Source organism: Photobacterium sp. R1, assembly GCF_054600795.1.
This window is the reverse complement of the sequence record NZ_BAAHZP010000105.1, coordinates 1-442: the sequence shown is the minus strand read 5'-3', so window position 1 is coordinate 442 and position 442 is coordinate 1. Positions and strand designations below refer to the sequence as shown.

General features: G+C 47.1%; 1 protein-coding gene. It reads left to right on the top strand.

Annotation, left to right across the window (positions count from 1 at the left end):
• Nucleotides 1–94 precede the first annotated feature (94 nt).
• A complete protein-coding gene (locus tag ACYP03_RS24175) occupies nucleotides 95–424 on the top strand; it encodes a hypothetical protein (RefSeq protein WP_459782391.1) in 330 nt (109 codons plus the stop codon).
• The last annotated feature ends 18 nt before the right edge of the window (nucleotides 425–442 follow it).

Genomic DNA, 442 nt, shown 5'->3' with positions numbered 1-442 from the left:
ACTAATGATGTTGCTATCAAAGAAATCAGTGGTAACTCTGATGGCAATACCTTTATCCTGAACCAGTTTTAATTAGCTTATGCACTCAGTAAAAATGATAAAAGCGGCGGCTTTCGCCGCTTTTACTTATCTCCCGATAACAGCCCTGGCGCAGAATGATTTACCGGTTGATTTGTCTTGGAAGGTTCAGGCTCAGAACATTGCTTTACAGATTACAACGCACGCTAACCAGTCTGTTGCGATATTGCTGGAATCTGCTGGCGGCAATCGCATGCGAAGCACGGTCAGTGGCTCGAGCCGCTCTGCAATGATGTTGAGCAAGACACAATTTCCCGTCACTATCACGGTCGATGATGCGGGCAACACCTCTGTCCTGACAGTGGCCGACGACTGCCAAGTCATACAACAGACACCTCATTCCTGAGGTGTTTCATCATCCATA